The organism is Bathymodiolus azoricus thioautotrophic gill symbiont (genome assembly GCF_001298715.1).
In the GTDB taxonomy this organism is placed as follows: Bacteria; Pseudomonadota; Gammaproteobacteria; order PS1; family Pseudothioglobaceae; genus Thiodubiliella.
Genome location: NZ_CDSC02000137.1, coordinates 1 through 1458, shown reverse-complemented (window position 1 = coordinate 1458; position 1458 = coordinate 1). Strand labels below are relative to the sequence as shown.

At 36.8% G+C, this 1458-nt stretch carries 3 protein-coding genes; all 3 read left to right on the top strand.

The annotated features are described in order from the left end of the window. Positions 1-285: 285 nt before the first annotated feature. The 3 genes from BAZSYMA_RS02695 to BAZSYMA_RS02685 all read left to right on the top strand — a co-directional run bounded on the left by BAZSYMA_RS02695 (position 286) and on the right by BAZSYMA_RS02685 (position 1407). Positions 286-660 (top strand): VOC family protein, encoded by a 375-nt coding sequence (locus BAZSYMA_RS02695; protein WP_090715375.1) that lies wholly within the window; start codon positions 286-288, stop codon positions 658-660. Between the two features lie 134 nt (positions 661-794). Next, positions 795-1106, top strand: a complete 312-nt coding sequence (locus tag BAZSYMA_RS02690) for a hypothetical protein (protein WP_090715372.1) — start codon at positions 795-797, stop codon at positions 1104-1106. Between the two features lie 73 nt (positions 1107-1179). After that, positions 1180-1407 carry a DUF2188 domain-containing protein gene (locus BAZSYMA_RS02685; RefSeq protein ID WP_090715369.1) on the top strand — a complete coding sequence of 76 codons (228 nt, stop codon included), beginning with the start codon at positions 1180-1182 and terminating at the stop codon, positions 1405-1407. The last annotated feature ends 51 nt before the right edge of the window (positions 1408-1458 follow it).

The following is a 1458-nucleotide window of genomic DNA, read 5'->3' as shown; positions in this document are numbered from 1 at the left end:
GGAAATGCTTGGGGTACAAGACCCCATTTGAGGTCTTTGCCAAGATGACTGGCAAGGACTATTTTTTAAATGGAAGTGTTGCACTTATGGGTTGAATTCGCCACAATATAGAAAGAAAATTTCTACTAATATCGTATATCAGGTAAATTATTTGTATTTTATCCCTAAAAAGATTGAAATACACTGTTTTTTACAGGCTTTTAATTTTAATATCGTAATGTAAGGATAATATGTCCTTATAATAATAGTTATGTGTCTACAACAACAATTGAATGAGGATGTATTGTGATAAAAATTTCCGTGAGCATTGATGTCTCAAACTTGAAGCAGGCTGAGATTTTTTATATAGAGGCGCTAGGTTGTAAAAAACTTAGAGACCAAGGCGCTGACATGGTTGTTCTCGCCACAGATAATTGCGATATATATCTACAGGAAAAAGAAGCCGGAACAAAACCTTTAGCATCAAGTGCGGTTGTCCGTGACTATGAACGCCATTGGACACCTGTCCATTTAGATTTTCTTACCGAAAATATTGATGAGGCTGTTAAGAAAATAGTTCAATTAGGGGGGCTACATGAGGGCGGAGAAAGTGGCGACTGGGGTTCTATTGCTCATTGTGCCGACCCATTTGGCAATGGTTTTTGTGTAATCAATGAATAAAACACATAACAAGGCAAATCACCGGCAGGCAAAAGTGGCGTTTGGTTTGTGTATTTCGCTTCGCTCCATTTTACACAAACCAAACGCCACTTTTGCCTGCCGGTGATTTGCGGCGTTAGGTGTCAGGAGGAAATATGAAAAATAGTTTATTTTTATTATTATTGATGATAATGCCAATAAATGCAGAAGCGTATATTTATGGTGGAAGCAATTTAGGATATTCTGGGTATCCATCACACGACTGTGATAAGCCAATAAAACCGTCTAAGCCATACTCATTTAATAGCCAATGGGAAATCGATTCATATAATTCTGAGGTTGAAAATTATAACTCACAACTTCAAGAGTATATTTCCTGTATTGAAGAATATACGGACAATGCTAATAACGACATAAAAAGAATAAAAGAGAAGGCACAAGAGGCTATTGATGAGGCAAATTATTAAAAAGTAGTTGAAATTTGAACATTAATACCTATCTTGCTAATTGGTAATCAACAAAATTAAACAGGAGAAAATTATGGCCAAAAGCACTCATGTAGTTCCAAACAAAGACAAAGGTGGATGGGATATTAAACAAAGCGGCGGACAACGCTCATCAGGACATTTTGATACAAAACAAAATGCAGTTGATCGTGCTCGTGATATTAGTAGAAATCAAGATAGTGAATTAGTTATTCACAACAAAGATGGGAAAATTAGCCAAAAAGATAGTCACGGTAATGACCCTTTTCCGCCTAAAGGATAACACCTAACAAATCATTCCAGCGGATGGCTACCGCCACCGCTGAATTCAAGC

What these genes read in the sequence shown, in the direction of transcription:
- BAZSYMA_RS02685 (WP_090715369.1), top strand. Translation starts at nt 1,180, where the DNA reads ATGGCCAAAAGCACTCATGTAGTTCCAAACAAAGACAAAGGTGGATGG.
- BAZSYMA_RS02690 (WP_090715372.1), top strand. Translation starts at nt 795, where the DNA reads ATGAAAAATAGTTTATTTTTATTATTATTGATGATAATGCCAATAAAT.